Annotated in this window: 23 protein-coding genes and 2 pseudogenes; 7 read left to right on the forward strand and 18 right to left on the reverse strand. The window is 54.1% G+C overall.

Features of this window, described 5'->3' with window-relative positions; all coding sequences use genetic code 11:
• Positions 1 to 13: 13 nt before the first annotated feature.
• The 4 genes from JGF26_RS10145 to mutY all read right to left on the reverse strand — a co-directional run bounded on the left by JGF26_RS10145 (position 14) and on the right by mutY (position 3971).
• Positions 14 to 1270 (reverse strand): nucleoside permease, encoded by a 1257-nt coding sequence (locus JGF26_RS10145; RefSeq protein WP_028018393.1) that lies wholly within the window; start codon positions 1268 to 1270, stop codon positions 14 to 16.
• Between the two features lie 217 nt (positions 1271 to 1487).
• Positions 1488 to 2564, reverse strand: a complete 1077-nt coding sequence (gene mltC / locus JGF26_RS10150; RefSeq protein ID WP_128347275.1) for a membrane-bound lytic murein transglycosylase MltC — start codon at positions 2562 to 2564, stop codon at positions 1488 to 1490.
• A 56-nt stretch (positions 2565 to 2620) separates the two neighbouring features.
• Entirely contained in the window at positions 2621 to 2893 is a 273-nt protein-coding gene (locus JGF26_RS10155) for an oxidative damage protection protein (protein WP_023309138.1), read from the reverse strand.
• Between the two features lie 25 nt (positions 2894 to 2918).
• On the reverse strand, positions 2919 to 3971 hold the full coding sequence (mutY, locus tag JGF26_RS10160) for an A/G-specific adenine glycosylase (protein ID WP_176691075.1): 1053 nt from the start codon (positions 3969 to 3971) through the stop codon (positions 2919 to 2921).
• A gap of 144 nt (positions 3972 to 4115) precedes the next feature.
• Here mutY and trmB point away from each other — a divergent pair, with 144 nt between their 5' ends.
• From trmB to JGF26_RS10175, 3 genes are read left to right on the forward strand one after another with little or no spacing between them, the layout of a single operon-like run.
• Entirely contained in the window at positions 4116 to 4835 is a 720-nt protein-coding gene (gene trmB / locus JGF26_RS10165; RefSeq protein ID WP_049004955.1) for a tRNA (guanosine(46)-N7)-methyltransferase TrmB, read from the forward strand.
• A complete protein-coding gene (locus tag JGF26_RS10170) occupies positions 4835 to 5161 on the forward strand; it encodes a YggL family protein (protein ID WP_014885198.1) in 327 nt (108 codons plus the stop codon). Before trmB ends, JGF26_RS10170 begins: the two co-directional genes overlap by 1 nt.
• 56 nt (positions 5162 to 5217) lie before the next feature.
• A complete protein-coding gene (locus JGF26_RS10175) occupies positions 5218 to 5934 on the forward strand; it encodes a DUF2884 domain-containing protein (RefSeq protein WP_028018389.1) in 717 nt (238 codons plus the stop codon).
• 41 nt (positions 5935 to 5975) lie between these two features.
• Here JGF26_RS10175 and JGF26_RS22390 read toward each other — a convergent pair.
• The 6 genes and pseudogenes from JGF26_RS22390 to JGF26_RS10205 all read right to left on the reverse strand — a co-directional run.
• Positions 5976 to 6083, reverse strand: a pseudogene (locus JGF26_RS22390) (DUF559 domain-containing protein); the annotation flags it as partial.
• A 42-nt stretch (positions 6084 to 6125) separates the two neighbouring features.
• Positions 6126 to 7268, reverse strand: a complete 1143-nt coding sequence (gene hemW / locus JGF26_RS10185) for a radical SAM family heme chaperone HemW (protein WP_134707923.1) — start codon at positions 7266 to 7268, stop codon at positions 6126 to 6128.
• A complete protein-coding gene (locus JGF26_RS10190) occupies positions 7261 to 7854 on the reverse strand; it encodes an XTP/dITP diphosphatase (RefSeq protein ID WP_028018386.1) in 594 nt (197 codons plus the stop codon). The genes hemW and JGF26_RS10190 overlap by 8 nt, the downstream gene beginning before the upstream one ends.
• 3 nt (positions 7855 to 7857) lie before the next feature.
• Positions 7858 to 8154: a DUF167 family protein YggU gene (gene yggU, locus JGF26_RS10195; RefSeq protein ID WP_014885193.1), complete on the reverse strand. Its 297-nt coding sequence runs from the start codon at positions 8152 to 8154 to the stop codon at positions 7858 to 7860.
• Positions 8151 to 8717, reverse strand: coding sequence for a YggT family protein (locus tag JGF26_RS10200; RefSeq protein ID WP_028018384.1), 567 nt, complete (start codon positions 8715 to 8717; stop codon positions 8151 to 8153). The genes yggU and JGF26_RS10200 overlap by 4 nt, the downstream gene beginning before the upstream one ends.
• A gap of 21 nt (positions 8718 to 8738) precedes the next feature.
• Complete coding sequence (locus JGF26_RS10205; protein ID WP_134707922.1) at positions 8739 to 9440, reverse strand: YggS family pyridoxal phosphate-dependent enzyme; 702 nt, start codon at positions 9438 to 9440, stop codon at positions 8739 to 8741.
• A 17-nt stretch (positions 9441 to 9457) separates the two neighbouring features.
• On the opposite strand from JGF26_RS10205, the gene JGF26_RS10210 reads away from it, so the two are divergent.
• Positions 9458 to 10456: a type IV pilus twitching motility protein PilT gene (locus JGF26_RS10210; RefSeq protein WP_128347280.1), complete on the forward strand. Its 999-nt coding sequence runs from the start codon at positions 9458 to 9460 to the stop codon at positions 10454 to 10456.
• Here the strand turns inward: JGF26_RS10210 and ruvX are convergent.
• From ruvX to metK, 8 genes are all read right to left on the reverse strand, one after another.
• Positions 10450 to 10866 (reverse strand): Holliday junction resolvase RuvX, encoded by a 417-nt coding sequence (gene ruvX / locus JGF26_RS10215; protein WP_006811925.1) that lies wholly within the window; start codon positions 10864 to 10866, stop codon positions 10450 to 10452. The two genes, JGF26_RS10210 and ruvX, sit on opposite strands and share 7 nt — an antisense overlap.
• Positions 10866 to 11426 (reverse strand): YqgE/AlgH family protein, encoded by a 561-nt coding sequence (locus JGF26_RS10220; protein ID WP_028018381.1) that lies wholly within the window; start codon positions 11424 to 11426, stop codon positions 10866 to 10868. Before JGF26_RS10220 ends, ruvX begins: the two co-directional genes overlap by 1 nt.
• An 87-nt stretch (positions 11427 to 11513) precedes the next feature.
• The gene (gene gshB, locus JGF26_RS10225; protein ID WP_028018380.1) at positions 11514 to 12461 is read right to left on the reverse strand and encodes a glutathione synthase; all 948 of its coding nucleotides are present in this window, start codon (positions 12459 to 12461) and stop codon (positions 11514 to 11516) included.
• A gap of 19 nt (positions 12462 to 12480) precedes the next feature.
• The gene (rsmE, locus tag JGF26_RS10230; protein WP_134707921.1) at positions 12481 to 13212 is read right to left on the reverse strand and encodes a 16S rRNA (uracil(1498)-N(3))-methyltransferase; all 732 of its coding nucleotides are present in this window, start codon (positions 13210 to 13212) and stop codon (positions 12481 to 12483) included.
• Between the two features lie 52 nt (positions 13213 to 13264).
• Positions 13265 to 13972 (reverse strand): deoxyribonuclease I, encoded by a 708-nt coding sequence (gene endA, locus JGF26_RS10235; RefSeq protein WP_134707920.1) that lies wholly within the window; start codon positions 13970 to 13972, stop codon positions 13265 to 13267.
• Positions 13973 to 14066: 94 nt separating this feature from the next.
• Entirely contained in the window at positions 14067 to 14564 is a 498-nt protein-coding gene (locus JGF26_RS10240) for a SprT family zinc-dependent metalloprotease (protein ID WP_134707919.1), read from the reverse strand.
• A gap of 59 nt (positions 14565 to 14623) precedes the next feature.
• The gene (gene galP / locus JGF26_RS10245; RefSeq protein ID WP_028018377.1) at positions 14624 to 16021 is read right to left on the reverse strand and encodes a galactose/proton symporter; all 1398 of its coding nucleotides are present in this window, start codon (positions 16019 to 16021) and stop codon (positions 14624 to 14626) included.
• 344 nt (positions 16022 to 16365) lie between these two features.
• Positions 16366 to 17520, reverse strand: a complete 1155-nt coding sequence (metK, locus tag JGF26_RS10250) for a methionine adenosyltransferase (protein WP_028016974.1) — start codon at positions 17518 to 17520, stop codon at positions 16366 to 16368.
• A 478-nt stretch (positions 17521 to 17998) separates the two neighbouring features.
• Here metK and JGF26_RS22530 point away from each other — a divergent pair.
• From JGF26_RS22530 to speA, 3 genes and pseudogenes are all read left to right on the forward strand, one after another.
• Positions 17999 to 18088 (forward strand): annotated as a pseudogene (locus tag JGF26_RS22530) (hypothetical protein); the annotation flags it as partial.
• A gap of 94 nt (positions 18089 to 18182) precedes the next feature.
• Positions 18183 to 18314, forward strand: a complete 132-nt coding sequence (gene yqgB, locus JGF26_RS10265) for an acid stress response protein YqgB (protein WP_127312443.1) — start codon at positions 18183 to 18185, stop codon at positions 18312 to 18314.
• 8 nt (positions 18315 to 18322) lie between these two features.
• Positions 18323 to 20299 carry a biosynthetic arginine decarboxylase gene (gene speA, locus JGF26_RS10270; protein WP_028016973.1) on the forward strand — a complete coding sequence of 659 codons (1977 nt, stop codon included), beginning with the start codon at positions 18323 to 18325 and terminating at the stop codon, positions 20297 to 20299.
• Positions 20300 to 20326 lie beyond the last annotated feature (27 nt).

The raw sequence follows: 20326 nt of genomic DNA on the forward strand, positions 1-20326 counted from the left end.
GAGGGGATAACGATTAATGCGCTATCGGCTGTGTACCGTGTGCTTCGCGGACGTGCTTGTACTTGAACAGCGCGATGAACGCGAAGAACAGCACCAGCGAATATGCTGCGAAGATGAGCCACACTGGCTGCCAGTTGGTGATGCCGTTAGTGGTATACATCTCAACCACTTTACCGCTCACCACACCACCCAGAATACAGCCGAAGCCGTTGGTCATCATCAGGAACATGCCCTGCGCACTGGCGCGGATTTCAGGCTTCACCTCTTTTTCCACAAACACCGAACCGGAGATGTTGAAGAAGTCGAAGGCACAGCCGTAAACAATCATCGACAGAACCAGCAGCACGGTACCGAACGGGCTTGGGTCGCCATAGGCGAACAGACCGAAGCGCAACATCCACGCCGCGATACTGATAAGCATCACGTTCTTGATGCCGTAGCGGCTCAGGAAGAACGGGATGGTCAGGATGAACAGCGTCTCAGAGATCTGAGAGATGGACATCATCACTGACGCATGTTCAACGATAAAGCTGCCAGAGAACAGCGGGTTGTTATCGAAGCTGTGCAGGAAGGTGTTGCCAAACATGTTGGTGATCTGCAGCTCAGCTCCCAGCAGCATGGAGAAGATAAAGAAGATCGCCATGCGTTTGTTTTTGAACAGCGCGAACGCGTCCAGGCCGAGCATGGTACTCCAGCTCTGGTTTTTCTGCTGGTTTGAGACCGGAATATGCGGCAGCGTCAGGGTGAAGATCGCCAGCACCACGGAGAGCGCTGCACCGATATAGAGCTGCATATGGCTCAGTTCGAAGCCTGCGAAGCTCACGCCCCACATCGCCATAATAAAGCCGATGGTGCCCCAGATACGGATTGGCGGGAAATCGGTCACGATATCCATATCATTGGATTTCAGGCGGTAGTAGGAGATGGTGTTGATCAGCCCAAGCGTTGGCATGTAGGCCAGCGAGTTAAGCAGGATCACCATGAACATCGCCCCCGGCGTGGTTACCTGGGCTGCCATAAACAGCGTCCCCGCGCCTACCAGATGGCAAAGCATGTACAGCCATTTCGCACTTAACCACTTATCCGCCACGATACCCAGCAGCGTTGGCATGAAAACAGCCGCAATACCGAGCGAGCTGTATACGGCACCGATTGACGCGCCATCGAACTTGAGCGTCACAAACATATAGGAGCCGAGCGTAGTCAGCCAGCTACCCCACAGGCAGAACTGCAGAAACGACAATATTTTAAGCTGCAGCTTAAGGTTCATGTTACTTTCCTCACAAGTGAGCGGGAGATATGTTGTTTTGGGAACATTCAGGGTTGTTATTTGATGCAATTCTATCAGTTGGCAACGATATGTTTTGTTACCTCCCGCAAAAAAATGCAATCCACATTAATTTGCAGTTTGGATTGTGATGCAAATAACATTTTCGTATGGGTGGGGGAAACAGAACACCTTCTCCGTTTAGGAGAAGGTGTGTTGATCAACGGCGGCGGTAGTTTTTCTGTGCCGTATTCACCTTATACAGATAGCGGCGGGATTCCGCAGACGGGTGGCGAGTGGTGAGGGTTGAGTAGACATCCCCCGGCGCCATGCTGTTGATGATGTTTGCGGCCTGAACCTTGTCATTCGAGAACACGCGCAGCACGCTGCCCGCACCACCGTTATACGCAGTAATCACCGCATAACGACGTGACGTCGGGTTATCAATTCCGCCCAGGTACACATTGTTGAGCATGGCCAGGTAAGCTGTGCCGGTATCAATGTTGCTCTGTGGGTCGAACAGATAACCGCGGCTTGGTGTGCCGGATTTCCCCTGAGCACGGAAGACATCTTTACCGGCGCTGTGTTGCACAACCTGCATCAGCCCCAGAGCATCGGAACGACTTACCGCGTATGGGTTAAAAGAAGATTCCGTTTGCATGATCGCCAGGATCAGCGACTCATCCACACCATATTTACGTGAGGCCTGACGCACCATTCCCAGGTACTTATGCGCACGCTTGTCGAGGTGGTTCGGGACGAGGTTGATGGTGATGCTGTAGATAATCTTCAGGCCGTTTGAGCGGCTTTTCAGACGGGTCTGCAGCAGATAGTCAGCAAATTTTGTGGCGCGACCTTCCCAGCGGATTGGCTGTCCGGTCTGATCGACCACCTGACCGTACAGGAACGGCTCTTTCGAGATCGTAATATCGTCGGCATCGGAGTAGAGATCGATAGAGCCTGGATCGTCACCCATCAGCAGGGTTTTGATAATTGCCTGCCTTAACCGTGCCGCCGGATCCGTACCTGCGATGGTCTCTATCGTGATCGTACCTTCATCAAAGTTGATGTGGCTACGGGTCAGATAAGCGTCGGTGTACTTAACGTAGTCCTTAGGTCCGGCAATAAGAACTTCGTTAAATCCCCATATATTCTCGATGTTGTGGGCAAACTGCCCCATCAAAATGTCAAAACCGTTGGTGTCCTTGATCCAGGCTTCGTTGTAATCTTCGCCTTTTTTTGACGAACACGAGACAAGCAACGGCGCAACAAGGGCTAGCGCTAAAAGTTTTTTCATCATTCCGGGAGTGCGTGTTGTGTTTGCTTTAACGGCGGGGGCATCCCCGCGCGCTGTTATTTTTCCGGCGGCGTATAGCCTTCGATGTGTACGTCTTTGCCTTCAAACAGGAAGCTCACCATCTCCTGCTCCAGCAGCTTGCGGTGTTCCGGGTTCATCATGCTGAGTTTTTTCTCGTTGATCAGCATGGTCTGTTTTTTCTGCCACTGTCCCCAGGCTTCTTTGGATATTTCGTTATAAATGCGCTTACCCAGATCGCCCGGATAAAGCTGGAAGTCCTGGCCTTCAGCGTCACGCTGCAGGAAAGTACAAAAAATCGTTCTGGCCATACTCATTCCTCTTTTTTAGCCGATGCTAAACCATTGCACCGGCACGTAATTGCTGTAACAGGCGCTCCACGGGAGCCGCCAGTCCGACTGATGGCGGTTGCGCTAAGTTATACCAGAGAGCAGTGCCTTCATCCATGCATGAGGTGAATGAGGACACGGGAAGCCACATCGGAACAATATCCAGATGGAAATGGCTAAAGGTGTGGCGAAACGCGGTCAGTTGCGTCAGATTATCGGCAGCAATCCCGCGCTTTTTAAGCCATTCGCGCAGCAAATCTTCATCTTCAAACTGTGGGAAACAGTACAGACCACCCCACAAACCGCTCGGTGGACGCTGGGCGAGGAAGACTTCGTCGCCGTGTTGCATCAACAACATATAGCCCGTGCGCTCCGGCAGCGTCTGCTTAGGTTTCTTGCCCGGATACTGCGCCCATGAATGGTTGGCATACGCCACGCAGAGATTATTGACCGGGCAGAGTTCGCATTTCGGTTTCGAGCGCGTGCAGACCATTGCGCCGAGATCCATCATCGCCTGGTTAAAACGCTCAACGCCTTTGGCTGGGGTCACGTCTTCACTGATCTCCCAGAGCCGTTTTTCAACGTCCTTCTTCCCTGGCCAGCCATCGACGGCATAGCAGCGTGCCAGTACGCGTTTTACGTTACCGTCGAGGATCGGGAAATGTTTGCCGAGTGACAACGAGAGAATGGCACCTGCGGTTGATCGTCCGACGCCAGGCAAATCTGCCACCTCGTCGAAAGTTTCCGGAAATTGTCCGTTGTGGCGCGTCGCGACCTGCTGTGCGGCCTTGTGAAGGTTGCGTGCGCGGGCGTAATAGCCAAGCCCCGTCCACAGGTGTAGCACTTCGTCCAGCGGCGCATTGGCCAGATCGGTCACCGTCGGGAAACGCGCCATAAAACGCTCAAAATAAGGAATCACCGTGGCGACCTGCGTTTGTTGCAACATCACCTCGGAGAGCCATACTTTGTAAGGCGTTTTTTCAATTTGCCAGGGCAGGGTTTTACGCCCGTATTTGTCGTACCAGTCCAGCACCTGGGCTGAAAATTGAGAGGCTTGCATGGTCATCGATTCGCATAATCAGGGACGCAGATTGCAGCACAGCGTCAATCTGCTGTAAACCGGATCTTTCCCATGCTTGCATAGAAGCCTTAACTTTGGATAATGCCCGTTTCCCGAACATTCTCACAAGCAGACAACTCTTTTATGAAAAACGACGTCATTTCACCGGAATTTGATGAAAACGGTCGCCCGCTGCGCCGTATTCGCAGCTTTGTCCGCCGTCAGGGTCGCCTGACTAAAGGGCAGCAACATGCGCTGGACAACTACTGGCCGGTGATGGGCGTTGAGTTCACAGAACAGCCTGTCGATTTTGCCGAGCTGTTTGGCCGCGAAGCGCCTGTGACGCTTGAGATTGGTTTTGGTATGGGGACCTCGCTGGTGGCCATGGCCAAAGCCCGCCCTGAGCAGAACTTCCTCGGCATTGAAGTACACTCGCCTGGCGTAGGTGCATGCCTGGCAACGGCTCATGAAGAGGGCGTTGAGAACCTGCGCGTGATGTGTCACGACGCGGTGGAAGTGCTGCACAAAATGATTCCTGACAATTCTTTGAACATGGTTCAGCTCTTTTTCCCTGACCCATGGCACAAAGCACGTCATAATAAACGCCGTATCGTTCAGGCTCCGTTTGCGGAGCTGCTGAAAAGTAAGTTAAAACTGGGCGGTGTCTTCCACATGGCGACCGACTGGGAACCTTATGCGGAACATATGCTGGAAGTAATGTCTTCGCTGGACGGGTATAAAAACCAGTCTGAAAGCAATGACTATGTACCGCGTCCGGATTCGCGTCCGGTAACGAAATTTGAACAGCGTGGCCATCGTCTTGGCCACGGTGTATGGGACTTAATGTTCGAGAGGGTGAAATAATGGCAAAGAATCGTAGCCGTCGTCTGCGTAAAAAAATGCACATCGAAGAATTCCAGGAAGTGGGTTTCTCCGTTGCGTGGCGTTTCCCGGAAGGCACCAGTGTAGAACAGATCGATCAGGACGTAGATGCGTTTATCAATGACGTGATCGAACCTAACAAACTGGCCTTCGACGGTAGCGGCTACCTGGCATGGGAAGGTCTGATCTGCACCCAGGAAGTGGGTAAATGCACCGAAGAACATCAGGCTCTGGTACGCAAATGGCTTGAGGACCACAAACTGGAAGATGTCCGCGTCAGCGAACTTTTCGACGTTTGGTGGGACTAATAAAGAAGTCAAGGGCCAGCATTAGCTGGCCCATTTTGTCTGAGGGAGTGTTTAAGATGCGCAAAACGTTGCTGGCTGTTGCTTTGATGGCAACCGGATTCACCGCCCATGCGGATTACAAATGTAGCGTCACCCCGCGTGATGACGTGGTGTTAAGCCCGCAAACCGTGCAGGTCAAAGGCGAAAATGGCGATCTGGTGATTACGCCGGATGGTAACGTGACGTTTAATGGCAAGGTGTACAACCTGACTGCCGCGCAGCGTGAGCAGGCGAAAGACTACCAGTCCGATTTGCGTACCGCGCTGCCGTGGATTGACCAGGGCGCTCTGACACGCGTTGAGAAAAGTCGCGTTGCGCTGGACAAGATCATTACCAAAGAAGTGGGTGAGAGCAGTAATATGCGCTCCCGCCTGACAAAGCTCGATAAACAGCTGAAAGAGCAGATGAACCGTATTATTGAGCATCGCACCGATGGCCTGACGTTCCACTACAAAGCGATTGATCAGGTCCGTGCTGACGGGCAGCAACTGGTGAACCAGGCGATGGGCGGCATTCTGCAGGACAGTATCAACGAGATGGGTGCTAAAGCGGTGCTGAAGGGCGGCGGTAACCCGCTTCAGGGCGTGCTGGGCAGTCTGGGCGGTCTGCAGACCTCAATTCAGAACGAGTGGAAGAACCAGGAAGATGATTTCCAGCAGTTCGGCAAAGACGTGTGTAAACGCGTGGTGTCGCTGGAAGATAGTCGGAAGGCGCTGGTGGGGACGTTGAAGTAATTTCCCCTCACCCTAACCCTCTCCCTTTCAGGGTGTACAGCCCGGGGTGAGGGTTGCAGCATTTTCAGTGTTTCAGGGATCTTTTCTAACACCGCCTCTTCGTCATTCCAGAGTTCGTTGTTCCAGAATCGAATGACATGCCAGCCTTTCCCTCAGCTGGCAGAACGGGATGCAAAATCCTGAATCAGCCTTCAGGGATCTTCAGCGAGGAACAGCTCAAGAAGAGAGTTTAAGAACAGTTTGCCGTGCTCGGTGATTTGCCAGTATTCATCACACTCGGTCAGATACCCCTGCGCCAGCGCTTCGTCAATCTGCGGACGAATCACCGCTTCCGGCAGGCCGGTGTAGAGTTCGAACTCTTTACGTGGCGCGGCTTCCAGCAGACGGAAGCGGTTCATAAAGAACTCAAAAGGCTTATCCGCCGCCTCGACGTCATGCTGACGCTCCAGGTAGCGGCCTTCCATATACCCACGCGGGTGGCGAGTCTTGGCCGTGCGCAGAATACGCCCGTCCGGGAAAGTCACCTTGCCGTGCGCGCCGCAGCCAATCCCCAGATAGTCGCCAAAGCGCCAGTAGTTCAGGTTGTGCTGACACTGGTAGCCCGGCTTCGCGTACGCGGACGTTTCATACTGCTGGTAGCCCGCAGCGGTCAGAAGCTGATGGCCCTGCTCGAAGATATCCCACAGCGCGTCGTCATCCGGCAGTACCGGCGGGCGGGAACCAAACAGCGTGTTCGGCTCAATGGTGAGCTGGTACCACGACAGGTGCGGTGGGTTCAGCTCAATCGCCTGGCGTAAATCGTCCAGGGCCTCGTCCAGCGACTGGTCCGGCAGGCCGTGCATCAGATCGAGGTTAAAGCTGCGCAGGCCCAGCCCTGTCGCCAGCTTTGCCGCACGCTTCGCCTCTTCCGGGCCGTGAATGCGCCCCAGACGTTTTAACTTCGGTTCGCTAAAGCTCTGCACGCCGATGGAGATACGGTTAACGCCCGCACGTTGATAATCGACAAAACGGTCAGCCTCAACGGTACCGGGGTTGGCTTCCATCGTGATTTCAGCATCCGTTGCCAGGTTCAGGCGAGCACGCACGCCGTCCAGCAGCGTTTGCATCGCCGGACCTGACAGCAGGCTCGGTGTACCGCCACCAATAAAAATGGTCTTAACTTCACGTCCCTGTGCGTAAGGTACATCGGTATCCAGGTCGGCCAGCAGATGTGCAACGTAGTCATCGTGTGGCACTTCACCTTTCAGCGCGTGCGAGTTGAAATCGCAGTACGGACATTTCTGCACGCACCACGGGATGTGAATATAAAGACTCAGAGGTGGCAAATTAGCCATTACGTAACGCTTCCAGTAACAATTTCAGTGCGCGTCCACGGTGGGATATCGCGCTTTTCTCTTCACGGGTCAGTTCCGCCGCGGTTTTACCCTCAGACGGGACAAAGAAAATCGGGTCATAACCAAAGCCGCCATTGCCTGCTGCTTCACGGGTAATCACACCCGGCCAGCTACCGTGGCAGACGATGGGGGTTGGGTCTTCCGCATGACGCATATACACCAGCACACAGTGGAACTGCGCGGTACGCTGTTCGGCAGGCACATCTTTCAGTGCAACAAGCAGCTTTTCCAGATTCTGCTGGTCGGTTGCATCTACGCCAGAATAGCGCGCGGAGTAGATCCCCGGCGCGCCACCGAGAAAATCCACGGCAAGACCGGAATCATCGGCAATTGCGGGCAGGCCCGTTATCTGCGAGGCATGGCGCGCTTTCAGGATCGCGTTTTCGATAAACGTCAGGCCTGTCTCTTCGGCGGAATCAACACCGAGTTCGGTCTGGGCAACCACATCCAGCCCAAAATCATTTAATAGCGAGGCCAGCTCGCGTACTTTACCGGCATTACCGGTCGCGAGAACAACTTTCTGCATGGTTTAGTCCTGTTCTGTCAGAGCCGCGACTTCCGTCGGGATAGATTGCGGGTTGAGGATTTTTACCTGTTTATGCCGCCCAAGTTCGCCTTTTTCGATGATGACCTGGCTTTTAGCCACGCGAAACTGTTTTGCCAGATATTTGGTCAAATGCGCGTTCGCCTGGCCGTCAACGGGTGGGGCAGTGATGGCGACTTTTAACTCGTCGCCATGCAGTCCAACAATACTGTCGCGGCTGGCTTTCGGCTGAATATACAGCCGCAAAACCAGCCCGTCAGCGCAGGTGCTTACTGCGCTCATAGCGCCATCCACAGCCCCGGCAGCAGCATATCGCCCGTGGACTGTAACAGCTCTGCGATGCCCATGTTGATCACGTAGAGCAGCAGAACCAGGATCATTGGGGAAAAATCGATGCCGCCCATAGACGGAAGCAGGTTACGGATCGGGCGCAGCAGAGGTTCGGCCAGTTGCATCAGCGCGTACTCCACCGGGCTACGACCCTGGCTCACCCAGCTCATGATTGCCATGACCAGCAGCACCCAGAAGATCAGCAGACCGACGGTTTTAATCAGAATCAATACCGCTGCAATCCAGATAATCGGCTGGAAGGTGATGACCATAAACAGCACAATCGCTTTGATAATGCTCAGAATAAACGCCACCAGCACAGAAGCGCTGTCGATGGGACCCATTGCCGGGATAATACGACGCAGCGGTCCGACAACAGGCTGCGTGATTTTCACGACAAACTGCGAGAATGGGTTGTAAAAATCAACACGGGCCCACTGCATCCAGACGCGCAGCAAAAGCGCCATCGTATACAGCTCAATGACCGTTGAGAGCAGGAAAGTCAACGTCTTCATGGCGTTCCTCAGGTTTCCTTATTATTTTGAGTAGTCGCGCGCACCGAAAATTGCCGTACCGATGCGCACCATAGTGCTGCCTGCCGCGATGGCGGCTTCCATATCATCCGACATGCCCAGAGAAAGCGTGTCTACCGTTTGATAGCGCGATTTAAGCGCCTCAAATGCTACAGCCATTTGCTGTGCCACGGCAAACTGCCTTTCATAACTTGACTCAGGCGCCGGTATTGCCATCAGCCCACGCAGGGTTAAACGCGGCAATGCGGCGACTTCAGCCGCCAGCGCATCCAGTTCGTCCAGAGTAATGCCGGACTTGCTGTTTTCGTCACTGATGTTGACCTGAATCAGCACATTAAGAGCGGGCATTTCAGCCGGACGCTGCTCGTTCAGGCGGGTAGCGATGCGCAGACGGTCAATGGTATGACACCAGTCGAAGTGTTCAGCGACCAGTCGGCTTTTGTTCGACTGCAGTGGACCAATAAAGTGCCATTGCAGATCCGTAACCCCCTGTTCCTGGAAGTCGCGAATTTTATCCACGCCTTCCTGCACATAGTTTTCGCCAAACGCCCGCTGGCCAGCATCAATTGCTTCTGCGATGGCGCTCGCAGACTTAGTTTTGCTGACTGCAAGTAACGTAATTTCTTCTGAAGCACGGCCGCAACGTGTTGCTGCAGCTGAGATTTTGTCCCGGACCTGTGCCAGGTTATGCGCAATGTCGTTCATTTTCCGAGGAGTAGTCTATGGATGTGGAAGAAATTGTGGCCCTTAGTGTAAAGCATAATGTCTCCGATCTACACCTGTGCAGTGATTCACCACCCCGATGGCGCAGATTAGGCCGTCTTGAACCGGCACCGTTTCCGCCCCCTGATGTCGAGTCATTGCTAAAAGCATGGCTCAACGATGAGCAGCAAGGAGCCTGGTGGGCAAACGGGCAGGTGGATTTTGCCGTAACCATTGCAGGAGGCCAGCGTTTACGCGGCAGTGCCTTTAAACAGATGAAGGGGGTCTCTGTGACGCTACGGCTGTTGCCGCGAAGCTGTCCGCAACTCTCTTCGCTGGGAGTACCACGGGCTGTGCCGGAACTGCTAACGAACGACAACGGATTGATTCTGGTCACGGGGGCGACCGGCAGCGGCAAATCCACCACGCTGGCGGCGATGGTCGATTTTCTCAACCGCAATACTGACGGCCATATCCTGACGCTCGAAGATCCGGTGGAGTTTATGTACCAGAGTGAACGCTGCCTGATACAGCAGCGAGAGATTGGCCAACACAGTCCGTCATTCGCCGAGGCGCTACGTAGCGCGTTACGCGAGGATCCTGACATTATTCTGCTGGGGGAACTGCGCGACAGCGAAACGATCCGCCTGGCGCTGACGGCGGCTGAAACCGGGCATCTGGTGCTGGCAACATTGCATACGCGCGGTGCATCCCAGGCGATTGAACGGCTGGTCGATACGTTCCCGGCTCAGGAAAAAGATCCGGTGCGTAATCAACTGGCCGGCAGCCTGCGGGCGGTGCTGGCGCAAAAGCTACTCCCCGATCTACAGGGCGGTCGCGTGGCGCTGTATGAGCTACTGGTGAATACCGCTGCCGCGGCGAATCTCATTCGTGAAGGAAAAACATGGCAACTGCCCGGCATCATTCAAACCGGTCAACAAACGGGGATGCAGAACTTTGACCAGAGCCTGGCAGAGAGGCGGGCACAGGGGCGACTTCAGGCTCCCTGTGCTCAGTAGCCCTGTTCGAAATAGCTTTCGAGAATGATGACGGCAGAAGCAGAGTCTACGCTGCCTTTGTTGAGCGCCCGGAAACCCCCGTGCTCAAACAGACCCGCACGCGCTTCGACAGTGCTAAGACGCTCGTCGTGAAGCTTCACGGAGACGCCAAAGCGGCCATGGATTTTATTGGCAAACTTCCGCGCTCTGGCGGTCAGTGGCTGCTCTGTACCATCCATATTCAGCGGTAGTCCAACGATAACATCATCCGGCTGCCACTCTTTGAGCAGACGCTCAATCAGATTCCAGTCAGGCGTGCCGTCGTTGGCCTTCAGAGCCGTTAGCGGACGGGCAGTGCCCGTGATGCGCTGACCCACGGCGACACCGATGCTTTTCGTACCAAAATCGAAGGCCAGAAGTGTTCCACTCATCAGGCATGCCCCGCTACGCCAGGCATGGTCAGAATATCAATGCCAATCAGTTTCGCCGCCTCACGCCAGCGATCGGCGATAGGGGTTTTAAACAGGATATTCATGTCCGCAGGTGCCGTAAGCCAGGCGTTATCGAGAAGCTCTTGCTCAAGCTGACCTTTTTCCCATGACGAGTAGCCCAGCGCCACCAGTACTTCAGAAGGCTGCTCTGCAGTTCCCAGCGTTTCGAGCACGTCGCGTGAGGTTGTGATGACGGTATTATCAGAGATTCGAATACTGGAAGAGAACTCAGGCGGCGTGTGCAGGATAAAACCACGATCTTCTGCAAGCGGTCCGCCCAGCATCACCGGTTTATCAAGCCGGATTTCCGGCAGGCGGGCTTCAGCCGAAATTTTCAGCTTTTCCAGAATCCCCTCAACCTGGAGGTTTTCCAGCGGTTTGTTGATGATGATACCCATCGCACCGTCTTCGTTGTATTCGCAAATATAAACCACGGCGCGGCGAAAAATCGGATCCTGGAGAGCAGGCATGGCAATAAGAAAGTGATGCTGTAAATTCATTGTCAGAGGTACTGTTTCCTGGTTTAAAAAGCGACAGCACCCAGTATGCGGACAAACTGTGGGGCTGTCACTAATAGTATTAGTAAGTTATTTCTGGATACGTTTCTCGATCGCGTCCATCAGCATTCCGGTAATCGAAATCGGGAATTCCGCTTCGATTTCACGAATGCAGGTCGGGCTGGTAACGTTCACTTCGGTCAGGCGGTCGCCAATGATATCCAGACCCACAAAAATCAGACCTTTGGCTTTAAGCGTCGGGCCGACACGGCGGGCAATTTCCCAGTCGCTTTCTGTCAACGGACGCGGCTCGCCGCGGCCACCTGCCGCCAGGTTGCCACGGGTTTCTCCACCCTGCGGAATACGTGCGAGGCAGTAAGGAACCGGTTCGCCATCCACGACCAGAACACGTTTATCCCCATCTTTAATGGCCGGAAGGTAGTTCTGCGCCATGCAGTAACGGGTGCCGAGTTCGGTCAGCGTTTCAGCAATCACGCCAATATTCGGGTCGCTTTCTTTCACGCGGAAGATTGACGCACCACCCATCCCATCCAGCGGTTTCATGATGATATCGCCGTGCTTCTGCCAGAATTCCTTCAGCTGCGCCTTGCTGCGGGTCACCAGGGTTTCCGGCGTCAGGTCAGAGAACCAGGCGGTGTAGAGCTTCTCGTTACAGTCGCGCAGGCTCTGCGGTTTGTTGACGATCAGAGTGCCTTTCTCTTCGGCACGCTCAAGAATGTAGGTGCAGTAGATGTATTCGGTGTCGAACGGCGGATCTTTACGCATCAGGATGACGTTCAGATCGGCAAGCGCAATATCCTGCTCGGTGCCGAATTCATACCATTTGTCGTAGTTCTGCTCGACGTTAACGATGCGGGTGCGCGCGCGAGCTTCACCGTTGATCAGGTAAAGATCGTTCATCTCCATGTAGTGGAGTTCATAGCCACGACGCTGCGCTTCCAGCAGCATTGCGAAGCTGGAATCTTTCTTGATATTGATGTTTGCGATGGGGTCCATCACGATGCCGAGCTTGATCATGTTCTTCTCCGTTAATGCTTCAACCCAGATCGCCAAACCGTACCTGTAGCGCGGTAATGGCCGTGAGTGCCGTTGTCTCAGTGCGCAGAACGCGAGGTCCCAACAGAATATCAGTAAACTGGTAACGTGCCGTCATCGCAATTTCGTCGGCCGACAGGCCACCTTCCGGGCCAATCAACAGGCGTACGCGCTCAACGGGCAGCGGCAGCGTATTGATGCTGGCGCTGGCGCGCGGATGAAGATTGAGCTTCAGCCCACTGTCCTCTTCTGCACACCAGTCCTCCAGATCCATCGCCGGGCGGATCTCCGGAATACGGTTGCGGCCACTCTGTTCACAGGCCGCAATAGCGATTTTCTGCCACTGCTGGATCTTTTTGTTCAGACGTTCCGCATCCAGTTTAACGCCACAGCGCTCAGAAAAAAGTGGCGTAATGAGGCTTACACCCAGTTCAATCGATTTCTGGATGGTAAATTCCATCTTTTCACCGCGCGACATTACCTGGCCTAAATGAATATGCAGCGGCGATTCACGGTCATCCACTTCGCCACGCAGCACATTTACGTGGACACTTTTCTTATCCGCGCGTGTGATTTCGGCGTCGAAAACCTGATTAGAGCCGTCAAATAGCTGTATGGCCTGGCCAGCACCCATGCGCAGCACGCGGCCAACGTGGTTGGCGGCTTCATCAGACAGGGCGATTTCGCAGCCTGCGGTAATCAGTTCAGGGTGGTAGATGCGAGGGATGCGCATAGTCAGAAATTCCATTAGTCATGCGATGTAAGCGAATTGCCGCTAGTGTAGGTTAGCTCTTTTGCGCCTGGCAAGCCCGCTGGACATAAGGGTTATGATTCCCCTGAACTTTAGCGATACGCTCATCACGCTGGCATTCCCACTCCGTTACCGGGTATTGCTTATCCCATGCATTGAACAGCTGGGTTTGCTGGCGCGAAAGGTTGAGGTCGTAACGGTCACGCATATAGAAGTAGGTGCGGGCGATACTGCCGCGCGCGCGGGCTGGGGGCTCGGCGACTTTCTCTTTGAAATCAACCTTCATACCGCACTGTCCGTACTGGCCTTCGCCACCGTTCCACTGGCTGTACATAAAATTGCCGCGGTCGCCGTTCACTTCACCCACGGCGGGTTGCAGGTTATGCATATCGCTTTCCATCTGGCGATAAACCGGGTCGCTGGCGCAGTTTTTACGTCCGCCATCCTGCCAGCACTGACGCTGGTGGCCAAACTGCCATGCTGGCACAACATGTTCCCATTCGATGCGGCTGGCGCGATTCTCGTTTTTACGCACTTTATAGCCGCAGGACTCCAGGTCAACGATCCCTTTTTTACCCTGCCAGTTAATTTTACAGCCGCAGTAGAAATCGCCCGGTACATCGGCGTTCACCTTCACACCTGCTGCCTTGGCCTGGGAAAAACTGTTGATACCGTCGGCCAGAGCATGGCCTGAGAGCGCCGTCGCCAGAAAAGCGACCGCGAGAGAGAAATTACGGGACATCTTACACTCCGTGTCAAAACGAGCCCGCAACGTAACGAATGTTGTTCCTGTATGCAATCAGTCAGATCAGGAAAGTTCCTGAAAGTTCAGCTGATTATTCCGCGATCAGCGGCTCGCCGCATTTGACGCAGCGGTAGGTTGCCTCGCCGCGCACCACGCGATTGTGACGGCGAACGGTGAGCTGATGCTGCTGACACTGGCAGCGGTAAGGGAAGGTATTGCGGCGTACTGATTCCAGCTCGAACTGATGGGTTCTGCGAGCCGGAACACCGAGCACGGCTTCCATCATCCATTTCCACTCTTTTCCGTGGGGCGCGACGCGGCCAAAGTGTTTCCACACCAGAAGATGGGCCAGCTCGTGCGGAACCACTTCATCGATGAACGCCTGTTGGTTTTCCATCATTAGCACCGGGTTAAGGCGGATCTCGTAAGACTCCAGCCACGCTGTGCCCGCTGCGGTTCCACGCTGCTGGTAAACGAGTTTGGGTTCAGGATAATTGCGGCCGAGCTTCAGGTTCGCCTGGGCGAGTTTTTCCCGCAGGCTGCGCATAACGGCTTGCTGGATGGCAATGGGGAGACGGGGTGCTTTCATAGGGGCAGAGCATAAAACGCGAAGCGGGGAGGTGCAAGGGGCACCTCCCCGTGAGGGGATTAGTCGTGGGCGCCGATTTCACGCAGCGGACGACCTTTCATCAGGTTACGTTCTATATGTTCCAGCGAAACGTGTTTGGTTTCTGGAACCAGCCAGATAGTCAGAACAATAAAGAACAGGTTCAGACCGGAGTAAATCCAGAATGTGTTGGCATTCCCCAGACTGTTGAGCATGGTCAGGAAGGTTGCGCCGACAATCATGTTTGCCACCCAGTTGGTCGCAGTTGAGCAGGTGATACCAAAATCACGCCCTTTCAGCGGCTGAATTTCGGAGCACAGCACCCAGATCAGCGGGCCGGCACTCATCGCAAACCCGACGATAAACATCAGCAGCATGCCTACCGCGAAGTACTGGGCTGTTGGTGAGTGAATACCCACATGCATCATTGTACCGAGGACGCCCATACCGGCCGCCATCACCAGGAAGCCCAGCGTCAGCGTTGGCTTACGTCCCCAGCGATCAACCAGGCCGATGGCGATAAAGGTCGCCAGCACGTTGGTCAGACCCACGATGACGGTACCCCACATCTGCTCGGTGGTGTTGGTGTAACCCGCCAGTTCAAAGATTTTTGGCGCGTAGTACATGATGACGTTCATCCCGGTGAACTGCTGCATCACTTGCAATAACACGCCCAGGAATACGGCGCGACGGAAGTTACTGTTCTCTTTAAACAGCGCCCAGCCGGACTGTTTCACCTTCAGGCTTTCGCGGATCTCTTCCAGCTCGTTTTTCGCTTCTGCGCTGGTATCACGCAGGCGCAGCAGCACGCGTTCTGCATCAACGAAGCGGCGTTTGGCGGCAAACCAGCGCGGGCTGTCCGGCAGGAAGAAAACACCAATCAGCAACAGAATTGCCGGGATGATGATCACGCCGAGCATCCAGCGCCATGCGCCGCTGTAGCTAAATGCGGTATCGGAAAGGTAGGCCCCCAAAATACCGATGGTGATCATCAGCTGGTACATGGAAATCATACTGCCACGGATTTTCTCAGGGGCGATTTCTGACAGGTAAAGCGGGGCGGTATAAGAGGCAACGCCCACGGCGAGGCCCAGCAGCACGCGGGAGACCAACAGCACCTCTACGTTTGGCGCCGCCGCCGAGAACAGTGAACCGGCCACAAACAGAATAGCGCCGATCATCAGGCTTTTTTTACGGCCCAGTTTGAAGGAGAGCCAGCCGCTGCCGACCGCACCAACCGCTGCACCGAACATCATGGAGCTCACCACCCATTCCTGAGTGTGGGCACTTATTTGAAACTCATCGGTGATGAAGGGGAGCGCGCCGGCAATCACGCCGATATCCAGGCCAAAGAGTAATCCTGCCAGGGCTGCGAGGAAGCAGACGAAGAAAGTCATCGCCTTGTTGGACGTACGCCCCTGTTTTTTATTGTCAGGCATTATGCCCTCCAGTTGGGTTATCAGTTTTATTGATATTAAGGGTAGGTGAGCGACCCGCAAAAATATGTGAGACAAATCACAATGGTGTAATCGGTTACACTAGCTTGTGACCGTCAATAAAATTAACACTTTGAAAATATAGAGGTAAATTGGGTGAGGTGCATCGCGAAAGACGACATTTCAGACTTAACTGAAACGAGATGTAACAGCAGAAGAAAGGCGATCATGCAAAGAGATTTTTCTGAAATCAGGGTATATCCAGTATGGTGTAATCGATTCCATTATCTCTAAAATGCAAAAGGCCAGCACGAAGGCTGGCCTTTTAAAGAACAACTGTCAGTCGATTATTTCAGACCGGCAGCTTCACGCAGCAGAGCGGCTTTGTCGGTTTTTTCCCATGGGAAATGTTCACGACCAAAGTGACCGTATGCCGCGGTTTCTTTGTAGATTGGGTGCAGCAGATCCAGCATCTGGATCAGGCCGTATGGACGCAGGTCGAAGAACTCGCGCACCAGCAGCGTCAGCTGTTCTGAAGGGACTTTCTCAGTACCGAAGGTTTCAACCATGATGGAGGTTGGTTCAGCTACACCGATAGCGTAGGACACCTGGATCTCACAACGATCGGCCAGACCTGCAGCAACGATGTTTTTCGCAACATAACGTGCAGCATACGCCGCAGAGCGGTCAACTTTTGATGGATCTTTACCAGAGAACGCACCGCCACCGTGACGCGCCATGCCGCCGTAGGTATCAACGATGATTTTACGACCGGTCAGACCGCAGTCACCCATTGGGCCGCCGATAACAAAGCGTCCGGTTGGGTTGATGAAGAATTTGGTTGCAGAGCTCAGCCATTCTGTCGGCAGAACCGGCTTGATGATCTCTTCCATCACTGCTTCTTGCAGGGATTTCTGATCGATATCTTCGGAATGCTGGGTAGACAGAACCACCGCGTCAATCCCGACGATTTTGCCGTCGTCATACTGGAAGGTCACCTGGCTTTTTGCATCCGGGCGCAGCCACGGCAGGGTGCCGTTTTTACGCACTTCAGCCTGACGCTGCACCAGACGGTGTGCGTAGGTCACAGGTGCTGGCATCAGCACGTCGGTTTCATTGGTTGCATAGCCGAACATCAGGCCCTGGTCGCCCGCGCCCTGTTCCAGTGGATCGGCACGATCAACGCCCTGGTTGATGTCTGGAGACTGTTTACCAATTGCGCTCAGTACCGCACAGGAGTTGGCATCAAAGCCCATATCAGAATGCACATAGCCGATCTCACGCACCGTGTTACGGGTGATCTCTTCGATATCAACCCATGCGCTGGTGGTGATCTCACCGCCAACCAGAACCATGCCGGTTTTGACATAGGTTTCACACGCTACGCGCGCTTTAGGATCCTGGGTCAGGATCGCGTCCAGCACTGCATCGGAGATTTGGTCAGCAATTTTATCAGGATGTCCTTCTGATACGGACTCGGACGTAAACAGGTGTTTTGCCATGTTTTATTTCACCTAAGAGGAATTTGGTTAGCTCAAGCTGCTGTGTGGATTAGCCAAAGGAGATAATTCTACCAAGGCCTGCAGGTTTTTGACACTGGCAGTATGAGTGTTAATCAGTATAGATGGATTAACATCTGGACGTCTATTTTAGGTCACTTCTTCACCCGATTTCCAGTTTTTTTTGACTAACCTCTCACTCAGTTGAAATTACGGCTGGCAATAATTCCTGACGGCCCTGGCAACACGCACATTTATCTTTTGCTTTTTACCCCTGTTCTCGGTATAAAACGCGGCGCGCGGCTCATACAAAAAAGCGCTCGATGAACTCATCGTGTCGCCACTTCCAGCCGGGTTAAGCAGTGAACTTTTAGCTTTGGCTTGTGGTCCGTTTCAGCAGAGGCGGCCGTGGAGGTGATACGAGATAATGAACCATCGTTTTCCGCTAATTCAGCGCAGCCGTTCTGGCGCGCATTTGATTCCCGCAACCCGCATTTCTAGTCTGCAAACCTGCCGATGTTATACCCATCTCGGCGCTTCTCAGGATTCCAGGGCCGGTCACGCTTTGTGAAAACTGAACAAGGGCGCTCTTGTTAATACAAGAGTTTTCTCGTGGTTTCGCCGAACCTTGTCATACAGAGTTCGGATACGTGTTTTACAATGATATGAATAAGAAACCGGTCGCACGGTCTGGATTTCAGCATACTCTGCTGGGAAACGGAGCCGTTTATGGGTTGTTATCGCCGTATAACGCTGCGATAGTAGTCAACTGTTTTACACTTAATACAAAGAGTTGAGGTTCGCTATGTCTGACGACATGTCTTCTTTTTCGCCTTCGTCAGCGGGCGAACAGGGTGTACTACGTTCTATGCAGGAGGTTGCGATGAGCTCCCAGGAAGCCAGCAAGATGCTGCGCACTTACAATATTGCCTGGTGGGGCAATAACTACTACGACGTCAACGAACTGGGCCACATCAGCGTTTGCCCGGACCCTGACGTCCCTGAAGCGCGCGTGGATCTCGCCAAACTGGTGAAAGCCCGCGAAGCACAGGGTCAGCGTTTGCCTGCACTGTTCTGCTTCCCGCAGATCCTGCAACACCGCCTGCGTTCGATTAACGCCGCGTTCAAACGTGCGCGTGAATCCTACGGTTATAAAGGCGACTATTTCCTGGTTTACCCGATCAAGGTGAACCAGCACCGCCGCGTGATTGAATCGCTAATCCACTCCGGCGAACCGCTGGGCCTGGAAGCAGGTTCAAAAGCAGAACTGATGGCCGTGCTGGCGCATGCGGGCATGACCCGTTCGGTTATCGTCTGTAACGGCTATAAAGACCGTGAATATATTCGTCTGGCGCTGATTGGCGAAAAGATGGGTCATAAGGTCTATCTGGTTATCGAGAAGATGACCGAAATCGCTATTGTGCTGGAAGAAGCCGAGCGTCTGAACGTGATCCCACGCCTCGGTGTGCGTGCGCGTCTGGCCTCTCAGGGGTCTGGTAAATGGCAGTCCTCCGGTGGCGAAAAATCCAAGTTCGGCCTGGCGGCGAACCAGGTACTGCAACTGGTGGAGATCCTGCGCGAGCGCGGTCGTCTGGACAGCATTCAGCTGCTGCACTTCCACCTCGGTTCGCAGATGGCCAACATTCGCGACATCGCGACAGGCGTACGTGAGTCGGCGCGTTTCTACGTTGAGCTGCACAAGCTTGGCGTGAATATTCAGTGCTTCGACGTGGGCGGCGGCCTGGGCGTGGACTATGAAGGCACGCGTTCTCAGTCTGACTGCTCTGTGAACTACGGCCTGAACGAATATGCTAACAACATCATCTGGGCGATTGGCGATGCGTGTGAAGAACACGGTTTGCCGCATCCGACGGTGATCACTGAATCCGGCCGTGCAGTAACCGCGCACCATACTGTGCTGGTGTCCAATATTATCGGCGTAGAGCGTAGCGAAATTTCTGAAGCCACGCCGCCGCAGGATGATGCGCCTCGTTCCCTGCAAAATATGTGGGAAACCTGGCAGGAGATGCACGAACCGGGCACGCGCCGTTCCCTGCGCGAGTGGCTGCACGACAGCCAGATGGATCTGCACGATATTCACGTTGGCTACTCTTCAGGTAACTTTAGCCTGCAGGAGCGCGCGTGGGCCGAACAGCTCTATCTGAACATGTGTCATGAAGTGCAGAAACAGCTCGACCCGAGCAACCGCGCACACCGTCCGATTATCGACGAGCTGCAGGAACGTATGGCGGACAAGATTTACGTCAACTTCTCCCTGTTCCAGTCGATGCCGGATGCATGGGGTATCGATCAGCTGTTCCCGGTTCTGCCGCTGGAAGGGTTGAACCATGCTCCGGAACGTCGAGCGGTGCTGCTCGACATCACCTGTGATTCCGACGGCGCTATCGACCACTACGTGGATGGCGATGGTATTGCGACCACCATGCCAATGCCGGAATACGACCCTGAGAACCCGCCAATGCTGGGCTTCTTCATGGTCGGGGCATACCAGGAGATCCTCGGTAACATGCACAACCTGTTCGGTGATACCGAAGCGGTTGACGTGTTTGTCTTCCCGGATGGCAGCGTGGAAGTGGAGCTGTCTGACGAAGGGGATACAGTGGCGGACATGCTGGAATACGTTCAGCTGGATCCGAAAACGTTGCTCACCCAGTTCCGCGACCAGGTGAAAAATACCGGTCTTGACGAAACATTGCAGCAGCAGTTCCTGGAAGAGTTTGAAGCGGGTCTGTACGGGTACACCTACCTGGAAGACGAGTAAGGTAAATCTCCCTTTCCCAATGGGAGA

This window comes from Enterobacter sp. E1 (assembly GCF_016809815.1).
Taxonomy (GTDB): Bacteria; Pseudomonadota; Gammaproteobacteria; order Enterobacterales; family Enterobacteriaceae; genus Enterobacter; species Enterobacter adelaidei.

Coding starts and splice junctions, on each gene's coding strand:
- JGF26_RS10145 (WP_028018393.1), bottom strand. CDS start 1,270: ATGAACCTTAAGCTGCAGCTTAAAATATTGTCGTTTCTGCAGTTCTGC.
- mltC (WP_128347275.1), bottom strand. CDS start 2,564: ATGAAAAAACTTTTAGCGCTAGCCCTTGTTGCGCCGTTGCTTGTCTCG.
- JGF26_RS10155 (WP_023309138.1), bottom strand. CDS start 2,893: ATGGCCAGAACGATTTTTTGTACTTTCCTGCAGCGTGACGCTGAAGGC.
- mutY (WP_176691075.1), bottom strand. CDS start 3,971: ATGCAAGCCTCTCAATTTTCAGCCCAGGTGCTGGACTGGTACGACAAA.
- trmB (WP_049004955.1), top strand. CDS start 4,116: ATGAAAAACGACGTCATTTCACCGGAATTTGATGAAAACGGTCGCCCG.
- JGF26_RS10170 (WP_014885198.1), top strand. CDS start 4,835: ATGGCAAAGAATCGTAGCCGTCGTCTGCGTAAAAAAATGCACATCGAA.
- JGF26_RS10175 (WP_028018389.1), top strand. CDS start 5,218: ATGCGCAAAACGTTGCTGGCTGTTGCTTTGATGGCAACCGGATTCACC.
- hemW (WP_134707923.1), bottom strand. CDS start 7,268: ATGGCTAATTTGCCACCTCTGAGTCTTTATATTCACATCCCGTGGTGC.
- JGF26_RS10190 (WP_028018386.1), bottom strand. CDS start 7,854: ATGCAGAAAGTTGTTCTCGCGACCGGTAATGCCGGTAAAGTACGCGAG.
- yggU (WP_014885193.1), bottom strand. CDS start 8,154: ATGAGCGCAGTAAGCACCTGCGCTGACGGGCTGGTTTTGCGGCTGTAT.
- JGF26_RS10200 (WP_028018384.1), bottom strand. CDS start 8,717: ATGAAGACGTTGACTTTCCTGCTCTCAACGGTCATTGAGCTGTATACG.
- JGF26_RS10205 (WP_134707922.1), bottom strand. CDS start 9,440: ATGAACGACATTGCGCATAACCTGGCACAGGTCCGGGACAAAATCTCA.
- JGF26_RS10210 (WP_128347280.1), top strand. CDS start 9,458: ATGGATGTGGAAGAAATTGTGGCCCTTAGTGTAAAGCATAATGTCTCC.
- ruvX (WP_006811925.1), bottom strand. CDS start 10,866: ATGAGTGGAACACTTCTGGCCTTCGATTTTGGTACGAAAAGCATCGGT.
- JGF26_RS10220 (WP_028018381.1), bottom strand. CDS start 11,426: ATGAATTTACAGCATCACTTTCTTATTGCCATGCCTGCTCTCCAGGAT.
- gshB (WP_028018380.1), bottom strand. CDS start 12,461: ATGATCAAGCTCGGCATCGTGATGGACCCCATCGCAAACATCAATATC.
- rsmE (WP_134707921.1), bottom strand. CDS start 13,212: ATGCGCATCCCTCGCATCTACCACCCTGAACTGATTACCGCAGGCTGC.
- endA (WP_134707920.1), bottom strand. CDS start 13,972: ATGTCCCGTAATTTCTCTCTCGCGGTCGCTTTTCTGGCGACGGCGCTC.
- JGF26_RS10240 (WP_134707919.1), bottom strand. CDS start 14,564: ATGAAAGCACCCCGTCTCCCCATTGCCATCCAGCAAGCCGTTATGCGC.
- galP (WP_028018377.1), bottom strand. CDS start 16,021: ATGCCTGACAATAAAAAACAGGGGCGTACGTCCAACAAGGCGATGACT.
- metK (WP_028016974.1), bottom strand. CDS start 17,520: ATGGCAAAACACCTGTTTACGTCCGAGTCCGTATCAGAAGGACATCCT.
- yqgB (WP_127312443.1), top strand. CDS start 18,183: ATGAATAAGAAACCGGTCGCACGGTCTGGATTTCAGCATACTCTGCTG.
- speA (WP_028016973.1), top strand. CDS start 18,323: ATGTCTGACGACATGTCTTCTTTTTCGCCTTCGTCAGCGGGCGAACAG.